Origin of the sequence: Sulfitobacter brevis, from assembly GCF_900112755.1 — a bacterium.
In the GTDB taxonomy this organism is placed as follows: Bacteria; Pseudomonadota; Alphaproteobacteria; order Rhodobacterales; family Rhodobacteraceae; genus Sulfitobacter; species Sulfitobacter brevis.
This window is the reverse complement of record NZ_FOMW01000001.1, coordinates 137,769-157,960: the sequence shown is the minus strand read 5'-3', so window position 1 is coordinate 157,960 and position 20,192 is coordinate 137,769. Positions and strand designations below refer to the sequence as shown.

At 56.9% G+C, this 20,192-nt stretch carries 16 protein-coding genes and 1 pseudogene; 5 read left to right on the top strand and 12 right to left on the bottom strand.

Going from position 1 to position 20,192, the window contains the following annotated elements:
• Nucleotides 1-199: 199 nt before the first annotated feature.
• Both BM174_RS00815 and BM174_RS21305 read right to left on the bottom strand, forming a co-directional pair.
• Nucleotides 200-1,669 (bottom strand): hypothetical protein, encoded by a 1,470-nt coding sequence (locus tag BM174_RS00815; protein WP_143092405.1) that lies wholly within the window; start codon nucleotides 1,667-1,669, stop codon nucleotides 200-202.
• A gap of 385 nt (nucleotides 1,670-2,054) precedes the next feature.
• Nucleotides 2,055-2,709, bottom strand: a pseudogene (locus BM174_RS21305) (integrase core domain-containing protein); the annotation flags it as partial.
• Nucleotides 2,710-3,065: 356 nt separating this feature from the next.
• On the opposite strand from BM174_RS21305, the gene BM174_RS00800 reads away from it, so the two are divergent.
• A complete protein-coding gene (locus BM174_RS00800) occupies nucleotides 3,066-3,419 on the top strand; it encodes a hypothetical protein (RefSeq protein ID WP_245766223.1) in 354 nt (117 codons plus the stop codon).
• Between the two features lie 363 nt (nucleotides 3,420-3,782).
• On the opposite strand, the gene BM174_RS00795 is transcribed toward BM174_RS00800, so the two are convergent.
• The 5 genes from BM174_RS00795 to BM174_RS00775 all read right to left on the bottom strand — a co-directional run bounded on the left by BM174_RS00795 (nucleotide 3,783) and on the right by BM174_RS00775 (nucleotide 11,632).
• Nucleotides 3,783-4,922 (bottom strand): zinc-binding dehydrogenase, encoded by a 1,140-nt coding sequence (locus tag BM174_RS00795; protein WP_245766222.1) that lies wholly within the window; start codon nucleotides 4,920-4,922, stop codon nucleotides 3,783-3,785.
• Nucleotides 4,923-5,228: 306 nt separating this feature from the next.
• A complete protein-coding gene (locus BM174_RS00790) occupies nucleotides 5,229-6,305 on the bottom strand; it encodes a PAS domain-containing sensor histidine kinase (protein WP_143092404.1) in 1,077 nt (358 codons plus the stop codon).
• A 26-nt stretch (nucleotides 6,306-6,331) separates the two neighbouring features.
• The gene (locus tag BM174_RS00785) at nucleotides 6,332-7,120 is read right to left on the bottom strand and encodes an alpha/beta fold hydrolase (RefSeq protein WP_093921921.1); all 789 of its coding nucleotides are present in this window, start codon (nucleotides 7,118-7,120) and stop codon (nucleotides 6,332-6,334) included.
• Between the two features lie 205 nt (nucleotides 7,121-7,325).
• A complete protein-coding gene (locus BM174_RS00780) occupies nucleotides 7,326-10,379 on the bottom strand; it encodes an efflux RND transporter permease subunit (protein WP_093921920.1) in 3,054 nt (1,017 codons plus the stop codon).
• A complete protein-coding gene (locus BM174_RS00775) occupies nucleotides 10,376-11,632 on the bottom strand; it encodes an efflux RND transporter periplasmic adaptor subunit (RefSeq protein WP_093921919.1) in 1,257 nt (418 codons plus the stop codon). The genes BM174_RS00780 and BM174_RS00775 overlap by 4 nt, the downstream gene beginning before the upstream one ends.
• A gap of 146 nt (nucleotides 11,633-11,778) precedes the next feature.
• On the opposite strand from BM174_RS00775, the gene BM174_RS00770 reads away from it, so the two are divergent.
• Nucleotides 11,779-11,988: a hypothetical protein gene (locus BM174_RS00770; protein WP_093921918.1), complete on the top strand. Its 210-nt coding sequence runs from the start codon at nucleotides 11,779-11,781 to the stop codon at nucleotides 11,986-11,988.
• Nucleotides 11,989-12,043: 55 nt separating this feature from the next.
• Complete coding sequence (locus tag BM174_RS00765) at nucleotides 12,044-12,508, top strand: GbsR/MarR family transcriptional regulator (RefSeq protein WP_093921917.1); 465 nt, start codon at nucleotides 12,044-12,046, stop codon at nucleotides 12,506-12,508.
• A gap of 103 nt (nucleotides 12,509-12,611) precedes the next feature.
• On the opposite strand, the gene BM174_RS00760 is transcribed toward BM174_RS00765, so the two are convergent.
• The 4 genes from BM174_RS00760 to BM174_RS00745 form a co-directional block, all read right to left on the bottom strand.
• Entirely contained in the window at nucleotides 12,612-13,163 is a 552-nt protein-coding gene (locus tag BM174_RS00760; protein WP_245766221.1) for a hypothetical protein, read from the bottom strand.
• Between the two features lie 319 nt (nucleotides 13,164-13,482).
• Complete coding sequence (locus BM174_RS00755; RefSeq protein ID WP_093921916.1) at nucleotides 13,483-14,718, bottom strand: GAF domain-containing sensor histidine kinase; 1,236 nt, start codon at nucleotides 14,716-14,718, stop codon at nucleotides 13,483-13,485.
• 178 nt (nucleotides 14,719-14,896) lie between these two features.
• Nucleotides 14,897-16,330, bottom strand: coding sequence for a UdgX family uracil-DNA binding protein (locus BM174_RS00750; RefSeq protein WP_093921915.1), 1,434 nt, complete (start codon nucleotides 16,328-16,330; stop codon nucleotides 14,897-14,899).
• A complete protein-coding gene (locus BM174_RS00745; protein ID WP_093921914.1) occupies nucleotides 16,327-17,559 on the bottom strand; it encodes a putative DNA modification/repair radical SAM protein in 1,233 nt (410 codons plus the stop codon). The genes BM174_RS00750 and BM174_RS00745 overlap by 4 nt, the downstream gene beginning before the upstream one ends.
• A gap of 112 nt (nucleotides 17,560-17,671) precedes the next feature.
• Here BM174_RS00745 and BM174_RS00740 point away from each other — a divergent pair, with 112 nt between their 5' ends.
• Together BM174_RS00740 and BM174_RS00735 are read left to right on the top strand one after the other, a co-directional pair.
• Complete coding sequence (locus BM174_RS00740; RefSeq protein WP_093921913.1) at nucleotides 17,672-18,139, top strand: CreA family protein; 468 nt, start codon at nucleotides 17,672-17,674, stop codon at nucleotides 18,137-18,139.
• A gap of 99 nt (nucleotides 18,140-18,238) precedes the next feature.
• The gene (locus tag BM174_RS00735; protein ID WP_093922230.1) at nucleotides 18,239-19,387 is read left to right on the top strand and encodes a lytic murein transglycosylase; all 1,149 of its coding nucleotides are present in this window, start codon (nucleotides 18,239-18,241) and stop codon (nucleotides 19,385-19,387) included.
• Between the two features lie 146 nt (nucleotides 19,388-19,533).
• On the opposite strand, the gene BM174_RS00730 is transcribed toward BM174_RS00735, so the two are convergent.
• Nucleotides 19,534-20,043 carry an alkylphosphonate utilization protein gene (locus BM174_RS00730; protein ID WP_093921912.1) on the bottom strand — a complete coding sequence of 170 codons (510 nt, stop codon included), beginning with the start codon at nucleotides 20,041-20,043 and terminating at the stop codon, nucleotides 19,534-19,536.
• Between the last annotated feature and the right edge of the window lie 149 nt (nucleotides 20,044-20,192).

Below are 20,192 nucleotides of genomic sequence, written 5' to 3'. Positions count from 1 at the left end.
AGAAATGCGTCTTCGTTTCGACGCGGCTACGACGGTGGTATCCGTTCTATCGTCACCAGTACTATGTTTTCGCGTGGAATTATCGGCTCGTCATGTTGCGGCTATTCAGCAGCTTCGGGCCAGTGTGACGCGCGGTAACATATTGACAGATAATAGCGTAACGTATCCCCCAAGCATGGCGCGCGACGCCCCCCGGGAATCAGGCTGGCCAGGGGTTGGCAGCGGTGACTTGGGCCAGCCCGCCCGCCCGCGCCTCCGTCCGCGAAGCGCGCGCTTGGACGGCGGCAGCGCAATAGTGCGGATCATTCAGATCATCCAGCGACGCACCCGTTTCATAATCGATAGGGACGTTATGCAGCGCCGGGTTCATGCGGTACACCAGATCGTCCACCGCTAGGCTTTCATGCCGATACTGTTCGTCAATAGACATGGCCAAGGAAATTAATCGTCGGCTGTTGAAGGGGGAGATGTAGAAATTGCGGTTCAGTGCCGGAAAGGTCGCCCCAACCGATGACGGATAGTACAACTCAGTGAACATCAGGTCGGTCGAATGGTCGCGTAAAGCGTACGGCAAGGCGTCGCGCCAAGCAGCATAGCGATGGGTGAAGCGCTGCTCTTCTGCATTGGTGAACCGGGCGTAGGGGACGGGCATTAGCCGCTTGACCTGCCATCGCAGAGCCGCGCGCCCAGTTGGGCCACGGAAATCAGAAAATACGGCACGTAGAATGTCGGTTTGGTGCCCGCGTAAAACCAGCGCGTCAAAGGGCAGATGCGTGACCACGCCGGTGCGCAGTTCGCTCGGCGGAGCTGCATCATAGCCGAGGGCAAGCTGAAATTCGTCGCGCATTCGGTCCCGCCGCACCTGCGGCACATGGGTGATGCGGCGGTCATGCACACAAAGCCTGCCCCCCAGTGTCTGCGCTACCAAAGCCGCGATGGCCGCATCCTGGCGCGAAGAGTAATTCGTGACATGAGTATATATCTGCACCGCGCGGTGCATGTCGTTGCCTGCAAAGGCCGCGATCAACCGACTGTCGCGCCCGCCAGTCAAAGGCAAGACACAGGGAAACGATTGCAGGAGCGTTTGGGTGCTGTGGCTGGCGATGCTAATGATCTCATCGTAAGTGTCGGTCAGCGACGAGGGCAATGGGCCAAGGCCGTTAGAGGGGGGCCAGAAACGGGTCTCTGCAAAGTTAGCGAGGTCCAAATAGCACGACGGGTTCATACGTCGTACTCGCCTGTCGCGGGTATCGAAAAACGTGTATTTGCCTCCTTCGGTCTCGCACAGGTGGTGGTTGTAGTCGGGATGGTCTTGCACCGCGTCATCAATGCACAACGGCACCGAGGCGGCCACCCGTTGCAGCGTAGGATTATAGACGATGCCGTTCATTCCCACCGCGTCGCCATAGACACGCCTGTCGCGACCCTGTGCCGCAATCAAGGTGAATCGACCGGCAAAATGAGTTAGCAGGTTTTCGATTGCGGTGAAGGCGTCAGAGCGGGTCAGGTCTATACTGTCGATGTGCTGGTTTTGCGTAACCAGGCCGTCGGGGCCGACAGCGATCCCGAGCAGAAGGCCAAAGACCTTACCATGAACATCGCGCAGACGCGCCGTGCGCAGAGAGGCTCCGGTGTGCACGTGCAGGCCGGCGAAACCATGCGCACGCATGCCTGGCGCCTCAATCGGGCGGGGGGATATCACATATTGATAGCGAAATACGCGGGCGAAATTCGCGCCGCGTGTTTCGCATGCTTGAATTGCCTGCATCTGCGCCTACCCTCATTTTGCGAGTACAATTGCAGGCCGACTCCAGTAAGGCCAGCAGGTCTTTTCGTGCCTGCAGCTGGATGCGGCGCATGCGTTTCCATTTAGAAATTCCTGAGAAACTGAAATTTTTCCGCTAACACAAAACCTGATCGAAACCCACGGATTTGTTGAAGGTTATTGAGACTTCTGCGTTAATAGACCGATACAGTTGTAGATTTCAGCCAAAATCGAACCGACCCTCCCCTCCCAATTCACGCGCGTTCTTTCAAAAAGTCATCGTTTTAGGAATGGTTCGATAAACCTCGCCGTTAAGCAGTTCGTCGCGGAAGCGGGAATTGAAACTCTCACAGTAGCCGTTTTCCCATGGTGATCCTGGGGGGATGAATGCGGTTTTGGCACCAACGGCCCCAATCCAAGCCTTTACCCTCTTGGCGATAAATTCCACGCCATTTTCTGATCTTATGAACTCGGGTGGGCCTCGAAGAGTCCGAACTCTTTCGTCAGCGCGATAATATCCTCGGTCAATAGCTCTTCATCAGGCAAGCCACATGGCACCTTGCGCCGCGTCGAACGATGTTGGCCGAGTGTGCGGCAGACCCTGCGCCCAGATACGCTGAGAGTTTGCCGCACATGATCAATACACAAACGGCGACGCGAAGGGCTTAGAAGTTTACCCGTGCGGCCTCGGTGAGGATCATCTCGTCCAAGGACAGAACTGCCACGATGCGCTTGAGACGTGGTTTTTCAGTCTCAAGCTCTTTCAGCCGTTTGAGTTGATCGCGGCTCATGCCGCCATACTCTTTGCGCCATCGATAGTAGGTATGAATTGTTACGCCAATTTGCGGAACAGCCTCGGAAACTGACTTTCCCTGCCCTTGCAAAACTTCAACTTGCCGAAGCTTTAGCTCAATATCTTTTGGCTTTTCTCGTTGTTCAGCCATCGTTTAGTCCCCCTAAAATGGGATAATCATATCCCAATTGGTGGACCGCTTCACTGAGGGCATTCCGGACCTTCCGCCCGTTTCAGGAATTTCAGCTGTCCAACATCCGGACGAAGACAAAAGCAGCAAGGTTCTTTGCGGCAAAATTCATCAAATTTTCCAAAACGCTGGGTGCCGCAGGTGCAATGCCATTGATCCTGGTCCGATACGCGACATTCTGCGTGATCACATTGTGAAGAATTCTACCGTAGAGCCTGGGACCTCAGTCCTTGGCGTTGAGATCAAAGAGCGCTGCTTCCACACTCTTTATAGCCTTTCGGCCGAGGTCGGTATCAACAGGATTTCGCCTTTCTCGATTGCTGATAGAGCTCAGTCAGATTCCATCAAATGCAACCGAAGTCGAAGGCGATAATATGGTTTTCGAAACGGCGGACATTATCACCTTGATCAATGCTTTCAAGACAGCCGTGCCGTTGCATAATATTCCTGAACACTTCGGTGCCAGCAAACGTCAAATCGAAGTTCTTTGGCGGAAAGGGGTCTTGCAGCCCCTTGTGACTAGGACTGGTCGCGGTTCCGTCCGCCAAGCCGTTTTTTTCGCAGAATCTTTGGCGGGGGCGATTCCGTCTTATCGTCACCCTGATAAGTTCGGTATTAGTTTGATATTTGTCGAAATAAATGGCGTCTGTGAGGCAAAATTACCCGCCTAATACTTGTCGAGATCAATTGAAAATCAGGCCACCTAAGCAGGCTTTTCTGTTGCCTTTTCGTTGGGTTCGCGAATTATGCCCCTAGTTTAGCGGGATTCTTGCTCCCAGAATATTCTCATGGAAAATAAGGCCTTTTTTCGATTGGGATTTCAAGAAATTATCGAGATAGTATTACCCCCATTCGGCGCCGTTCGACCGCGCCGAATGGGGCGGCGCGTGCGCCAATTAAATTCAAAGCGGACTGCTGTATTCAATGCGCGTTCTAAGCAGACCCGCGCAACAATATCAGTGCCAAAACTAAAGAGGCGGAGCATATGCTCCGCCTCTTTAGTTTTCAATCAATGCATAACCTGTCGTTTTTCCTTACTTCCAAGGTGTAACGAGGTATTTCTCACCCGTCTTCATGGCGCGGTAATCGGTTACAGCTTCCTTGGTCAGCATCTCTTCTAGATCGACCCGTTTCTTGTAGTGGCTGGCAAAGGTCGTTGTCAGGTTCTCAAGCACACGCTTGCGCATCCGCCCCACGGTTTCCGCCCCGACCGACTGGATAAATGGGAACAACAGCCAGCCTGACAGTGTCCAGCCAAAGCCGTAGCTTGGCGACAGAACGGTTTGGCCCACATCCAGACGACCGTAGATGAACATGCGCTTTTGCTGGTTGGAACCATAGCGCGAGTATTCGGTCATTTTGGTCACAGCGACCTGTTCCATCGCTTTGAAAACACTGTCGACCGCTTTGCCGCCGCCGATTGGATCAAACCCATAGAAGGCGTCAGTTTCGTCGATTGCGGACCGGAGGTTTTGCATGAAGTCGTCGTCAGATGAATTAACGATATGGCTGGAGCCAAGTTGCTTCAGCAGTTCGACCTGATCGTCTTTACGCACGATATTCACCAGCCCGATGCCGTCTTCGTTGCAGATGCGGGTCAGCATCTGGCCCAGGTTTGACGCCCCGACCGTGTGCAGAATAGCGTTTTGACCGTCCATTTTCGCATTTTCCACAAACCCCAGTGCGGTCATGGGGTTGACGAAACCGCTCGCGCCGTCCTCGGCGGAATAATCGCCCAGCGGCAGGCACATGGCAGCCTCGGCGATACAATACTGGCTGTAGGCATTGCCCGGCACACAAGCGACGCGCTGCCCCATAAGCGCCTTTGCCTTGTCGCCGTCACCTGTCGCGATGACAGTGCCCGCGCCTTCATTGCCAGCGGTAAGTTTCAAGCCATGCCGCGCCTTGGACGCCGCATTGAACGGCTCGGGCATCTTAGCGACATATTTCCCTGGTGAATATTCAGCGTTTTCAAGATCGGCCGCACCGGCAAGAATGGCAAGGTCCGATGGATTGATCGGCGCCGCTTCCATTTTTACCAGCACCTGATTGCCGGTAGGATCGGGAAAGGTAACGTCCTCGATCGCGACCGTGAGGGTGCCATTGCTTTCTAATGTCGTGAATAGCTGTTTGCCAATGGTGCTCATGTCGATATCTCCAAGCTTATGATTCATAGTGCAAAAATGCGTGTGGGTCGTGGACCCGGCGGGTTGGGCAGAAAAACACCTCGTCCCAAAAAAAAAGGCGAAGTAGTAACCAATGGTACAGAGCATACCTCTTGTCGTCGGCGCAACCAACGATGGTGTGACTGACGCATGGTTAGCTTTGCAGTCGTTCACCAGGGAAACACACTGCACGGTGGAGTTTCCGAGAGATTGCGCGGCTAATGGCGTGTCAGGGTGCCTTGCGCGACATCGCCGTAAGACGGCTCCGAGCTTATCGCGGATCATTGAGATTTCGGGCTAATCGAAATTGTTCTGTCAGCGATTTGGCAATCGGAAGGTAAACACCGTTCGCTCAGCATTGGATGAGACATCCAAGCTACCGCCATGGGTTTTGGCGATTTCAGAAGCGATGTGAAGCCCAAGGCCCAAGCCCCTCGGGTCGTCATGATTTGTGCTGCGGACAAACGGATCGAAGAGCCGCTCCATCGCTGACGGCGGAATTGGTTTGCCGCCATTCCGGACGCTGAGTTCGAGAGCGCCGTCGTTGAGAGTGCTACAAACCACTTGGATCGGTTGCGCCCGATCCCCATATGTTAGCGCATTCCCTAGTAAGTTCGACAAGAGTTGCCCAACACGCCACACATCGCAACGGACGCTTTCCTGTTTCGAAATCTCCAATTGAATTTCGCGCTCTGGATGTGCAGATCGAAGCTCCTCCACGACCTGCCTGATCTCGCGCTCCAGCTCCTTGCCATCAGAGAGGTCCAATTCGATGCCAGCCCCAAGGCGATTGCGCGTGAAATCAAGGACATTGGAGATCAACAGCGACATGCGTTGAACGCTACCCTGTGTCAGCCTAATGATTTCTTTGCCACGATCGCTGAGGGGTTCGCTCGATAACATACGCGCGGCAGATGAGATCGATGCCAGCGGATTGCGCAGATCATGGCCCAGAATTGCGATGAACTGCTCGCGCAGCTCACCCTCGCGTTGCTTCATCGACAATTCGGCTTGGGCTTCGGCGCGCGCGGTCGCAAGCTCTCGCTCAAAATGGCGGCGCGCGTCCGCCTGCAGAAGGACGAGCGTGGTCACGCGCTCTGAGCCAGAACCGGTGCATTCGGCGCTGAGCAAAACCGGAATTTTCGTGCCGTTCGTCGCACGCAGATCAAGGCTGGCGCCATCAACGCTCCCCTTAAGGGTCAATAGGGGCGCGATGCTGGTTTCGAACACAATTCGACCGGCCATACTGAAAATTTGTGTTACGTGCGAACCTTTTAGCTCATCGGATGTCGTTTCCAGCCAGTCTCGCAACCTACCGTTCGTTTCAAGGATACGCCCCTTTTCGTCATACGTGAGATAACCGCAGGGCGCGGTGTCTAAACCTTGGCTCACCAATGAAAACTCCGTCGAGTTTGACACTAAACGAAGTCGCGGATCGCGGCGCTGACTTGATCGGGGGCCGTGAGATTTGGGCAATGCCCTGAGGCATCCAGCATCACCATCTTACTCTTGGGGATGTGATCACGGACATATTCACCCACCTGCTGTGATGCGATGATGTCATCACGACACTGCAGTATGAGGGTGTTTGCGGTAATTTTGGGCAGGTCGGCCCGATTGTCCGAAGTGAACGTTGCGCGGGCAAAGCCGTAGGCAATTTCCGGATCAAGCTTGCAGAAACTTTCCGCCAGCTCTTCGCCGAACTCTGGCCGGTCCGGATTGCCAACGATCGCAGGACCCATCGAGGCAGACCAAGCCAGCGGATTGTCCTTTAGCGAGACCAGAAGGTCTTCAATATCGTCGCCACTGAACCCGCCGACATAGTCCGTGTCGTCGATATAGCGCGGGGAGGGGCCGACCATCACAAGTTTGCTGAACATCGCAGGTCTTTGTAATGCGGCAAGCGCGCCGATCATCGCACTGACCGAGTGTCCGACGAATATCCCGCCCTGAATGCCAAGCTCGTCACCAACTTCGACGATATCTGCGGCATATCCTTCAAGTGTGGCGTACTTATCCGCGTCGTAAGCGCTGGTGTCAGAACCGCCTGCGCCAACGTAGTCAAACGTGGCAACCTTGAAAGTATTTTCAAATCGCGGCGCTACGTGACGCCACATGGTTTGATCGCAGCCAAATCCATGTGCAAAGAGCATTACGCGTTCACCTGAACCCGCGGTGCGGACGTTGTGTTTTTCAATCGCGCTCATTGGTTGTCCAGCCTGCTTAGCAAAAATTTGATCGACTGTACCAGCAAAGCGTCGCAATGCCCAAGCACTTAGGTGCTTTAAGGTGCTTGGGTCGCGTCAGTTTGCGTAGGGTCATTGATCAGAAGGATTTGGTTTTAAGGTTAAAAGGCGTGTGGAAGTCGACTCACAGCGCGAATTTGCGCAAGAGCCTGCCCCTTTGCAAGGCTCATTCCGCTACCTTTGCCGATGGTTGATTGGCTCCGAAGGTATTGACCAACATGCTGCGTGCGCGTGTTTTGAGGCTGTTCACCACGCTGAACAGGGACGGCACGAACAGCAGCGACAGCACGGTCGACAAGAGCAACCCGCCGATCACAGCCACGGCCATGGGCGCGCGAAACTCCCCGCCTGTCCCGACGGCAAGCGCTGAAGGGACCATTCCCGCGGTCATGGCGATTGTCGTCATGATGATCGGGCGCGCCCGCTTGTGGCAAGCGTCGAGCATGGCGGATGCTTTATCAACCCCTCCCGACATGGCTTCGAGTGCAAATTCAACCAGCATGATGGCGTTTTTAGTGACAATTCCCATTAGCATCAGGAAGCCGATGATCACCGACAACCCGATGCCCGACCCGTAGATGTAGAGCGCGAAGATCGCCCCGCCAATGGCAAGCGGCAACGAGAGCAGGATGGTGATCGGCGTCACAAAGCTGGAGAACAACAGCACCAGCACGACGTAGACCAGCAAGATACCAGCCCCCATGGCGAGGCCGAACTGGGTAAAGATATCGCCCATCACTTCGGCATCGCCCGCGCTTTGTATTTCCGTACCCTCCGGCATCTTCTGGGCGATCGGGAGCATGTTAATTGCAGTGGTCGCCTCTCCCAAAAGCGCTCCGCCTGCCAAATCGGCTTCTACAGTTGTGCGGAACTGGCGGTCATATCGCTCAATGGAGCTCGCCCCGGTCGCCAAGGCTACATCGGCGACCGCGCCAAGCGGCACGGGGGCGCCCGTGGTGCTGGGAATGCGCAGGCCGCCCATTTTGGTCAAGTCGTTTCGGACGTTTTCAGATAGCCGGACCAGAATAGGGATCTGACGGGTGCCAGTGTTGAACTGCGCGACATTTGCACCGCTGTCGCCGATGGTGGCGATGCGGATGGTGTTGGCCAGTGCCGCTGCGGTAACGCCCATTTCAGCAGCCAGTTTTGCCTTGGGCGTGATCTGGATTTCGGGCCGGCTCAGCGCCGATGATGTTGAGGCGCCCGATACCTCTGGGAGGGTATTCATAGCTGCCGCGAGATCGCGCGCCGCTGCTGCGGCATCTTCTTCGGTGTCCCCCAGAACGCTCATGGCGATGTCGCGGGCGCCGCTGTCATTCAGCACGGTCAGCCGTACATCGGGAAAGTCGGCCAGCAGGTCGTCGATCTGGTCCTGAATAACGAAGGAGCTGCGCTCACGATTCCCCTTTTGCCCCAGATTAACGACAATATTGGCTTTAGTATCTGAACTGCCGTTGACGAAAACATTTGCCACTTCGGGAATGTCCTGCACGATTTCGGTGACCGCACGCGCAGCGGCGCGGGTGTCATCCATGCTTGATCCCGGAGGCAGCTCCAGCGAGATATTTGTGCGTCCGGTATCTGCAGGCGGCACAAACTCTGTCGGCAAAAGCGTAGCCGAAAAGATCGAGGCTGCGAAGATACCGACACCCAGCAGCAGGGTGATTGTCCGGTTGCGCAGGGTCCACCGCAGGATCGACATATAGCCGCGCATGATGAGGCCGTCATGCTCCTCCTCGGGTTCAATGCCGTCGCGCAGGAAATATGCGGCCATCATCGGTGTGATCAGGCGTGCCACCAGCAACGAGAACAGCACAGCAACAGCAACAGTCAAACCAAATTGCTTGAAGAACTGCCCAGCGATACCTGACATGAAGCTGACAGGCACAAAGACCGCTACGATGGTGAAGCTGATTGCAATAACGGTCATGCCGATTTCGGAGGCGGCCTCCTCGGTCGCCTCGTACGCCGGCTTGCCCATCTGGATATGTCTGACGATGTTTTCAATCTCGACAATAGCATCATCAACCAGAATGCCGGTGACCAATGTTATGCCTAGCAAAGACACTGTGTTGAGCGAAAACCCGAGGTAATTCATCACGATGAACGTCGGAATGATCGACAGTGGCAATGCAACCGCCGTGATGATTGTTGCCCGCCAGTTTTTTAGAAAAAGAAAGACCACGATAATTGCCAGAGCCGCACCCTCATAGAGCGTGTCCATCGCCGAGTGGTAGTTGCCTTCGGTATAGATCGTCGCATCGTCGATCAACGAAAAGGTCACGCCGGGATAGGTTTCTGAAAGCTCGGCGATGACCTCTTTGGCGTTATCACCCGCCACCAGATCGCTTTTGCCGCTGGCCCGAAACACGCCGAATGCCACGACCGGCTGGCCGTCAAACATCGCAAATGTTGCCGGATCAACCGCGCCGTCACTCACTGTTCCCAGATCATCCAGCCGCACCGTGCGGCCCGAGGCAAGCGTGATTGGTATCGCCGCCAGTTCCTTAATGGTTGAGACAGAGCCCAAAGCACGAATGGAAAACTGCTGACCCGCCAAATCGCCCGAGCCACCGCCCATATCTACATTGACCTGGCGCAATTGGTTGTTCACATCAGAGGCCGTCAGTCCCAAGGCAAGCAAAAGCACTGGATCGAGATTGACCTCGATTGCACGTTCCGCGCCCCCGATGCGGGTGACCTTGCCGACACCTTCGACGCCGCTGATTTCACGCGCAGCGACTTCGTCGACGAAATAGGAAAGCTCTTCGATAGATTTGGTCGGGTCGCTGACCGCATAGGTCAGGATCGATTGTCCTGTGACATCAACCCGCTGCACCTGTGGTTCAAGCGCGCTGTCTGGCAACTCGCCCCGCACGGCGGCGACGGCATCTTTGATATCGTTCAGCGCACGGTCTGTGTCGGTCTCAATGGCAAATTCAACAGTGATGCTGGCATAGCCGTCCTGCGCGGTTGCCGTCACGTGGTTCACCCCCGAAACATCGGAAACAGCACTTTCAATAGGCTGTACGATCTGGGTGGAGACCTCGGATGGCGCGGCCCCGGGCTGGCTGACGCTGACTGTGACGATAGGGATGTCGATATTGGGCATCTGCGTGACGGGCAGCGAGAAGAAGCTAACAATACCGACGATGCAGAGCACCAGAAATAGCGCGAGCGAGGGAACAGGGCTACGGATTGCCCAAGTGGACATATTCATTGGCCTGCATCCTTCCCGGCGGTCACTGCTGGTGATGAAGTCTTTTGGTCTTCGGTGATCGTGTTCACCGTGTCCCCGTCGATAAAGAAGGCACCCGCACGCGCGATCACCATGTCATTTTCCGAAAGGCCATCGATAATCTCGCGGTAGTCTTCCCAGATCAATCCAGCAGTGACGGGACTGCGTTCGATCACACCCTCCTTCACACGCAGCACATATGTGTCTCCGCTATCGTTCAGGATCGCTTCGGTGGGCACCGTGAGGCTGGTGCGACGCGCAGTTTCAATCGTGCCGTTCGCAAACAGACCTGGCCTGAGTTGGCTTTCGGAGGAGACTTCTACCGTGACGATTGCCAGCCGGTTCACCCTGTCCACAGTCGGTGAAATGCGCAGAACGCTGCCTGTTACGGTGCCAACACTTGCAATGTCCAAGGTGACGGGGTCCCCGACCGAAACGGCACCGAGCGCGGATTCAATAATCTCAAGCTCAACATCAACCGCGCCATCAGCGATGATGCGATAGATCGGCTCGCCCCCGGACGAAGCGATTTCGCCGAGCTGCCCGTTGCGCGCCGATACGATGCCTGCCGCAGGGGCGGTGATCTGTGCATGGTCAAGGTTGAGCATGGCAAGATCCAGCTGCGCCTGCACCTGATCGCGTTGCGCCTGTGCGAGCGCCAAACCGTCGGTCGCTGACGAGAACGCAGCGCGTGCTGTGGCAGCCGCCGCAGTTGCGTCATCGAGATTTGCCTGTGTGCCGACACCACGATTCTTCAGCTGGGCATTCCGCGCAAGCTGCGCTTCGGCTTGGGTCAGCCCTGCCTGTGCAGTGTTGATCTGGCTTTGCGCTTGACGAATGCTGGCCTCGACCCGTGTAACCTCGGCTTGCGCCTGCGTTACCAGAACGGTCAGGTTTCGCGTCGCCAATGTCGCCAGTACATCCCCCGCGGCCACAGTCTCTCCAACTCTTTTGGTCAGGCTGTCGATGGTGAAGCCGCTGACCTGCGGATAGACAAGTATCTCGTCACGCGCGACCAATGTGCCCGAAACGAAAACCTGACCAATGATCTCGGCCATTTTCACCGGAGCGACCGTGACAGTCGGCACTTTCACCTGAGCCTTAACCGGCGTCGGCGTTTCAGAATAGACTGGCGCGCCAGCAAGCAGTGCCGCCACGAGCAGCGCCACCGGCACATGCCAAGGCGCCGCTTTTGCGCGGGGGGCGAGTTTCCGGCTCTGCTCAAAACTGTTCATCACGTCTCTCCAAGATAGCGGTCCGACCCTTTCGGAGGGCAGGTTGATGTCATCTATACACCGTAATTGTATCGGTAAACCCGTTTGTTCGGTATTGACTGAACAAACCGTCTTAACTTATACGTTTGCCAACGAAGGAGTTTTTTATGTCACCCCAAGCCCTCGAACAGCGTTCAGAATTCATCGAAATGGTGGACCTTGTGGTGCAAGCCTTTGGCCTGCGCCGCATCTTTGGCCGCATTCTGGGGTTGTTGATTTTGGATGGGACTGCCCCTTCTGCACAGAATATGGCCGAAATTCTGGAAACTAGCAAAGGCACTGTCAGCACCGGTTTGCAGGAGATCGGCTCGAATTAATCTAACGGCTGATTTAGGAACGTTTAAGAAAACCTAACAGCTAGGAGTTAAACAATTGGCACTTCGAAACCAAGCAGAGGTCCGTGAGGAATTTATCGAAAAAGTCGGGCTGATCTCGCAGTCTGACGGCTTGCCGCGCATTGCCGGGCGGGTTTTCGGAATGTTTCTGTTCGACGGCGAGGTCCGTTCATTTGGTGAGATCGTCGAGGCGCTGCAGGTCAGTAAGGCAAGCATCAGTTCTGCGACACGCATTTTGGAAGAACGTGGCCTTATCAAGCGCATCGGCCGTCCCGGACAGAGGCAAGATTTCTTTCAACTCGTCGATAAGCCGTTTCCGGAGATGTTGGATAACGTCGCTGTCGGCTTGAAAAAGGCCAAAGCTGAAATTGATAACAGCGTCGCCGAGGTTGATCCCAAAAATGAGGGAGCGCACAAGCGCCTCGGACACTACGTCCAGTTTTATGACGCTCTCATCGCATTGGCAGAAACCGCTGCGAAAGACCTTGGGAAGAAATATTGAGGTCGTTTGGGTGAAACAGGGTCAATATTTGGGCTCGCAGGAAATTTGTAAAAAGAGGCGTGTGGCTTAGTCGTACAAAATGTTTGATTGGAAGCCGTGCGGGTTAGCCGTCCGTTTCGTGCTGCGCTTCGGCCATGCGCCAAAAATCGACGGCTTCCACAAACTCTTTGCTATGAAAAATTGATGCCTCAGGCCCTGAGGCATCTCCATCAAAGCGCCCCATCTGCCGAGCGCAGTCGAAAAATCCCGGTGCTGGCAATCCGCCCCGCGCCTTGCTGACTACGAGCGCTGCAATCAGCGGGCGGGAAGCTTCGGCATCCTCATGTATCAGTTTCTCCAAAGCGTCCGTAAGTTGCTGAATGGTATTTGGCGGCGAAAGGCTTAAGGCGGCGGCAAGAGCCTGATAGGTGATCGGGGTTGCTGACCCCGCAGTTTTGCGAAGGTAAATCCGGACGCGCAACGACAACGGGTCGCTGTGACCATTCGTACTTTGATTGCTTGCAATGCTCATGGCGTATTGCTCTGGAAATTTAAGATATCTGCACCCCCTGTGTTTTGCCTTGCGGCGCAACAATCGCACCATATCGATGAACTTGAAATTGTGAAAAAAGCCTTGATAGTTTCCGGGGTTCAGGGCCTGCCGCCTCGGCGCCATCGCCGCATGCTAGCCCAAATTAGCGGGTTAAAGGCGGTTTAGGGTGGCGGCACTGGCCGCCTCGCTGGCAATTCTGAATCAGCGTGGTCCGTAAGTGTGCGAGAGCGGCCATATCATGCTGAAGGCGGCCCCCAAAGGCGTCGATAGGCGCACGTCGATGACCGAAAATCGCCCGATGATTAGATTGCCAATCAAACAGCGGCCCGACGCCGATGCCAAAACCGTCAGTGCAGCGGTGAAGGATCTTTTGCACAGCTACTTTGGCACTCTCCGTTTAACGGCTGATGTGATCCGACACCCTTGGTTCCGTTTTCGCCCCTTACTGTGCGATGCGCGGTATCTTCAGCGCGAAGGTGATCATGCCATTCTGCGAGGACACCTCAATCGTGCCGTTATGCGACCGCGCGATAGAAGAGGCGATAAACAACCCCAATCCCAAGCCTTCGCTCTTGGTCGTTTGACCACGTTGGAAGGGCCGGAAAAGATCTCGCTCCAAATCTTCTTGCAGCATCTCGCCGCTGTTGGAGACCGCGATGGTCAACTCTCGCACTGTGCAGGTGCCAAGAACATGAACCGGCATGCCGGGGGTGCCGTGGTTGAGGGCGTTCGAGATCAAGTTAGACATCGCTTGCGCCAGCCTGTCGGCGTCACATTGAACCGGTTGGTTAATATCGAGCGACAAGGTGATCTCTTGCTGTGGGGCAGAGATACGTATTTCATCGACAACCTGTATCAGGGCTTCTGCCAAAGGCGCTTCTTCGGTCATGTTCACGCGGATACCGCCGCCCAACCGCGATTTTGCGTGCATCATAATGTTATCGACAAGCTCGCTCACGCGGCGCAGCGATGACCGCATCAAAGGCAAGATAAGTTCCGATTTTTCCGATTGCGGTTCTTTGGCCAACTGCCGCAATCCCGCACCAATCGCCGCCACCGGGTTGCGCAGGTCGTGGCCTAAAACGGCGACAAACTCTTCCTGAATTTTCGTCAATTCACGCTCTTGCAGGACGAGCTGCTCTTGTGCAGCAAGTTGCTCCTCGGTCTCAAGGCTTTGGCCGATCAAATTGGCAAACATCTCCAGCATCGCAACCACGCGCGGATGTTTTACTTCGCGTGGTTCGGTATCAATGGCGCAGAGGGTCCCGAAAAAGCTGCCATCGCCGCGATAGATCGGGATCGAGGCATAGCTTACGATGCCGAATTTCGCAGCAATAGGGTGGTTACGGAACTGATCATCGGTGGCGACATTATTGAACATCACCCGCTCGCCGGTAACGCGCACGGTTTCGCAAAACGTCGATTCAATTTCGATCTCGTCGCCTTGGACCAACCCGAAGTTCACCTCGTCGACACTGCGGCAGGTGACCCAGCGGTCGGCCGTCACCCGCGCCACAGCGGCAAAGCGCATGTCGGTTGCCAGCATGATAGTTTCGAGCACGGTGCCGATGAAGTCGCTGCCCGAGATGATCTCGATGTCGGCCTGAAAGTCGTGGGTGCCTAAGAGAAATTCTGCATTTCCTTGCGTCGACTTGTCCACCGGAAGACTTTGATTCATCTGGTACTCAATTCTTAGGCGGGTACATTTCGCACAGGCCACAATTCCGAATTAGCTAGCGCGCGCGCGGTGATCGGCAAGCGGTATTTGCAACCGTGTGCAGATTTGAGTGGTACACCCATTTCTGACACAGGTCCAAGCCCCCCTAAAGAGGGGGCGTCTAAATATGCGAAGTGGGTCAGATACTTTCAATCTGCGCCAGCATCTCGGCAGCCAATGCAAGATCGGCGCGCATCAGCGCGGTTTGCTTGGTACGCTCGGCATCACCTTGTTGGCGCAGCAAAAACGCCGGATGGTAAGTGATAAGCACTGGTCTGCCGTCAAGACCGCGTTCAACCGTGCCGCGACGTGCGGTAATCTTGCTGCCATCCCCCGTGAGCGCCAGCGCCGCTGTCGCCCCCAGCGCGAGCATCAACGCGGGCTGCACCTCGGCGATCTCACGGGTCAGCCACCAGCGGCAATGCTGCACCTCCGAAGCATTCGGGCTTTGGTGGATGCGCCGCTTACCACGGGGCTGGAATTTGAAGTGCTTGACCGCATTGGTCACGTAAGCCGCGCTCCGGTCGAGACCGGCCTCGATGGCTAGCGCGTCAAAGGCTTGTCCCGCGGGCCCAACGAAGGGCCGGCCCGCAAGGTCTTCAAAATCGCCGGGTTGTTCGCCGACAATCATTAGCGCGGCAAGGGCAGGACCTTCGCCCGCCACGGCTTGGGTGGCTGTCGCCGCGAGCGGGCAGCGCGTGCAGCTTTGCAGCGCATCGCGCACCGGTGCAGTCTCGACTTGAGTATCATGCAGGCGCTGGGTAATCCGCGCGGCCCCAACGGGCGCGATGCTAGGTGCGGCGGCGGCCATGGCCAATGTGCGGGCTTCTGCTTGGGCAATCAAACCGGGGATGAGATCTGCTTCGGGCAGGTTTTTCCAATATTTCTTGGGCATCTCGGCTTGCATTGCCTTAATCTTCAACCGCGCCGGATTGAAAATATTTGCATAGTAGGTGCGCCAAAGCTCTTCGGTCTCGTCGCTGAGATCGGGGCGCTCGGAATGTTGGGCGATCTGGCTTAAAGTTCCGTTCTCAAATCGGGTCGTCACCTCGGGGGTGATGATCGCCCAGTCCATATCTGCAAAGCGGCGGGTGAAAAAACCGGCGATGTTCTCTTCGATGCGGTGATCGGGCTCAAACCACGACACAAACCGCCGCCGCTCTGACCCTGCACTGCCGACCTCGCGAAACCGCAGGAAAGCTTTCATCTTGTGCATGTCGCGGCGGATGTTTTTGGCGATCTCTTCGGCGCGCTGAACGCTTGGATCAGCACGATTGGTCAATAGCTTCGGGCGGTCGGCCACCCGAATTAACAGATCATACAGTAGCGAAAACGCCCCCGCCGTGCGGCTTGCGCAGACTTGTCGTGCCAATGCGGGGAAGTCGCGCGGTACGTTCAACGGGAATTCGGTGGGCGGCGGCAAAGCGGCAGCCTCGTCGAACAGCGATGGTGCGTCGCCCGCCATGCGCCATTCGATCTGCGACCCGTTCACGCCGTGCGATGCCAGCCGCCGTGCGGCGTCGCGCCATGCATCAAAGGTGCCCAGACGGGGCAGGGGCACAGCGTAGGTCATAGCAGGGTCAACTGCTCGGGCGGCGGCGCGAACAGTGCGCGCAGGTTGGCGGCATCGGTCATCGCACCGGGCCGCCAATCGCGCGTGACAATGAAGGGCTGTGCCTTTTTCACCAAGGCCCCCATGCGTCGCAGATCATCATAGCCCAGCGTGCCATTGCGCCGCGCCGCCAAAATACGCGAGACCGACTTGGTGCCAAAGCCCGGCACGCGCAGCAGCATATCGCGGCCAGCGCGGTTCACATCGACCGGAAAGACCTCGCGGTGGGCGAGCGCCCATGCCAGCTTGGGATCAATATCCAGATCCAGCATTCCCGCATCGCCAGCGGGGGCGATTTCATCGGCGTTATAGCCGTAGAACCGCATCAACCAATCGGCCTGATAAAGCCGATGTTCACGCATCAATGGGGGTTTGATCAAAGGCAGTTTCGCGGCGCTATCAGGGATCGGAGAGAAGGCAGAATAATAGACCCGCTTGAGTTTGTAAGATGAATATAGCCGTGTCGCACTTTGTAAAATGGTCGCATCATTGGCCCCGTCCGCCCCGACAATCATCTGGGTGGATTGTCCGGCGGGTGCGAATTTTGGCGCAGGGCGGCCGCGATGGGTCGGCGTGGCACTTTCCTTGCGCATCCGGACATTTCCCATCGCGCGACGGATCTCATCGGGGTTCTTTTCCGGCGCATAATTTTTTATCCCGACATCGGTCGGCAATTCAATATTCATCGACAGACGGTCCGCCAGAAGGCCGGCCTCTTCGATCAATTCGGGCGAGGCATCGGGGATCGTCTTGAGGTGGATATAGCCGCGAAAATCATGGGTCTCGCGCAGTTCACGCGCGATCCGCACCATGTCTGACATCGTCTGGTCAGGCGATTTGATGATGCCGGAGGACAAGAACAGCCCTTCAATATAATTGCGCCGATAGAATTCGATGGTCAGGCTCACGACTTCTTCGACCGAAAACCGCGCCCGTTCGACGTTGGAGGACACGCGATTGATACAATAGGCGCAGTCGTAGATGCAGAAATTGGTCATCAGGATTTTCAGCAGGCTGATGCAACGCCCGTCCGGCGCATAAGCGTGACAGATTCCCGACCCCTCGGTGCTGCCAATGCCTTTGCCCCCCGCGCTGCTCCGGCGCGTGGTGCCCGACGACGCGCAAGAGGCGTCGTATTTCGCTGCATCGCTTAGCAGCGCCAGTTTTTGCTGTAGGTTCAATTTACTCATGCGTTCATGGTATGTTCTCACGCGTGCTGCGACAAGGGGTGCCTATGTCACAGTTGATACGGGCGTGTACTTTTAAGCGGGAACCGGATGGGGGACTTGCGGGTTTGCTGGCATGAAGCACACATTTCCCCCCCGCGCCGCCCTTTTCGCCCTCGGCCTGTCACTGGCCGCCCCGCTACGGGCGGAGGTGGTCGGCAATGTAGATGTTGACTGGCTGGGAAACGACATAGTGATCGAGGCACTGGCCGATCCCAAGGTAAAAGGCGTCACCTGCCATCTGGCCTATTTCGAGCGCGGCATTATCGACCGGTTGCAAAAGGGTAACTGGTTTGAGGACCCGTCAAATTCCTCGATCTCCTGCCGCCAGACGGGACCTATCGAAGTCGGTGACATCGACATGGACGACGAGGGTGAGGATGTGTTCAGCGAGCGCCGCTCGATAATCTTCAAAACCCTGCGCGTCAAACGCATCTTTGACAAAGAAAACAACACCTTGATCTACATCAGCCATGCCCGCGATGTGCAAAATGGGTCGGCTAAGATGTCGATGTCGAACGTGCCGCTTTATAACGCCGAGTAAAGAGCGCGTCGGCAAAGGTCTGCTGCGCATTTAATGCTGCTTTGCGCGCGGTTTATGCTCCGCTATGATGCCAGAAAATTACCAGCAGGGGCAGGCATCATGACCGTATCACGTCGACATTTCACATTAGGATTTGCCGCACTTGGGCTCTCGGCTTGCGCAGGCGGTGGCACCGGCGTCGTGGGCGCCTCTGGCAGCGCTAGCGGCCCGGCCGCGGATATGCGCCCTGTGGCCAACGCGGGCTACGACGCTTGGGTTGCTTCCTTCAAGGGACGTGCGGCAGCACAAGGGATTTCTGATTCAACTCTGCGCAGCGGGTTTTCGGGCGCGGGTTTTCTGCCCGGCGTCGTTGACCGTGACCGCAACCAGACGGAATTCACCCGAACCCTCGAAGACTACCTCAACATCGCCGCCTCGGACGAGCGTGTCTCCAAGGGCCGCGCGGCTTTTGCCCGCCACCGCGGCACCCTCAACGCGATCGAAGGCCGCTACGGCGTGGCCGCAGAGGTCGTCTGCGCGGTCTGGGGGTTGGAGAGCTATTACGGAGAGCGGCGCGGCGATGTGCCGGTCGTCTCCTCAACCTCGACACTGGCCTTTGACGGGCGGCGCGGGGTATTCTTTGAAAAGCAGCTGATTGCGGCGCTGAAGATCTTGCAAAACGGCGATATCTCGGCCAGCAAGATGACCGGTTCCTGGGCAGGCGCGATGGGCCACACCCAGTTTATTCCTACATCCTATCAGGCGTTTGCAGTGGATTTCACCGGCGACGGACGGCGGGATATCTGGTCTGACGATCCGTCGGACGCGCTGGCCTCGACCGCCGCTTATCTGGCGAAAAACGGCTGGACACGCGGCGTAAAATGGGGCGGCGAGGTTGGTAATGGAGCGCCCGCAGGGTCGCCGCTGACCCCGCAAGCGGGCGGGCCGACCTTCAATGTGACCAGCAACTTCCGCGTCATCAAGCGCTACAACAACTCCGACAATTACGCGATTGGCGTGGGCCATCTGTCCGACCGTATCGCGGGCGCAGGGCCGATCCGCGGCTCGTTTCCACCCGATAAATACGGGATGAGCAAGGCGGACCGTGTGGCGCTGCAATCCAAGCTGACCGCGCGCGGGTTTGACACCGATGGCACCGACGGGGTGATTGGTCCAGCCAGCCGCAAGGCGATCAGCGCCTACCAAAGCTCGCTGGGGATGGCAGCAACAGGCGAGCCGTCGATGGAGTTGCTGCGGCGTCTGGGGTAACCCCGACCCGCGTAGCGGCAAACGGCCCAGCGGACCGGTTGAGGGGCGAACGGGCGAAGCCCCGGGGCCGTGCGGCAACCACTCCGCCCCATCCCTGCAAAGCTGACCCGCTAGACCGCCCTCACGCGGTCTAGCCCTCCCAAACCTCAGCGTTTCTTCACAAACTCGGTCAGGATCACAATGCGCTGGCCCTCCACCCGTCCTTCGATATGGGCGGGGTTGTCGGCCACAAGGCTGATGCGATGCACCGCCGTGCCACGCTTGGCGGTAAAGCCACCGCCCTTGACTGGCAGATCCTTGATCAACACGACTGTGTCGCCCGCCACGAGGGGCTGGCCGTTGCTGTCGCGATGGTTGGTTTGCTGCGGTACGTTGTCCGCCCACACACGGGTTTCGTCGTCGAGGTAGAGCTGTTCGGCAAGGTCGCGCGCCCAAGGCTCTTGCAGCTTGGCCAAGACGCGGGCGGCGAGCACCTGAATGGCGGGGTCTTCGGACCACATGGTCGAGGCCAGCGCGCGGAAATGCGCGGGGTCGGGGCTGTCACTGGCGATTTGCGTGACGCAAATGACGCAAAGCGGCGCCGAGGCGTCTGCAGGGCCGCCGGAGACCGGCGTGGCGATGAGCGGGGCGTCGGTGGCGCAGAGGGGGCATGTCATGGGGTGAGGCATAGTCCGGCGCAACCGGATTGAACAGTCCGGGGGACTGTTTAAAATGTCGAACGCACAGTTCGCGAGAATTGGGCCGGGGATACATTAGGTGTGGTTGATTAGGACTGCCGCGCCCGAACCGAGGGGCGGGAAAAAGC